Source organism: Enterococcus sp. NPDC086594, from assembly GCF_044746145.1.
GTDB lineage: Bacteria > Bacillota > Bacilli > Lactobacillales > Enterococcaceae > Enterococcus_D > Enterococcus_D entomosocium.
On record NZ_JBIVBP010000001.1, the window covers coordinates 159,427 to 160,069 of the forward strand.

The window sequence follows — 643 nt, forward strand, 5'->3', positions numbered from 1 at the left end:
GCATCCTCATACTTGACGGTTACAGGTGCTGCATCCGATCGATCGTAAACATAGAGCACTTCCTGTGGGTCTTCACCAAAAATTCCATGAGCATTACTCGGAGTTTCTGGCACATACCAACCTGGAATTTCTTTGGGCTCGCTCTCGTAGGGCAGACCAACTTTCCCGCTTAGAATCGTTGGTTCCGAAAGTTGATTTCCTTCGGCATCCTCATACTTGACGGTTACAGGTGCTGCATCCGATCGATCGTAAACATAGAGCACTTCCTGTGGGTCTTCACCAAAAATTCCATGAGCATTACTTGGCATTTCTGGCACATACCAACCAGGTATTTCTTTTGGTTCGCTTTCATATGGCAGACCAACTTTCCCGCTTAGAATCGTAGGTTCTGACAATTGATTTCCTTCGGTATCTTCATACTTGACCGTCACTGGTGCCGCATCAGAGCGGTCATAGACATAGACCACTTCCTGCGCTTCTTCGCCAAAAATCCCACGAGCATTACTCGGAGTTTCTGGCACATACCAGCCTGGAATTTCTTTTGGTTCACTCTCGTATGGCAGACCAACTTTCCCGCTTAAGATCGTCGGTGTCGACAGTTGATTTCCTTCGGTATCTTCATACTTGACCGTCACTGGTGCTG

General features: G+C 47.4%; 1 protein-coding gene. It reads right to left on the minus strand.

Annotated elements, in window-relative coordinates; translation table 11 throughout:
• Nucleotides 1-643 (minus strand): MucBP domain-containing protein (locus tag ACIPK1_RS00740; RefSeq protein ID WP_400449984.1); only part of this gene is annotated, 643 nt, incomplete at both ends.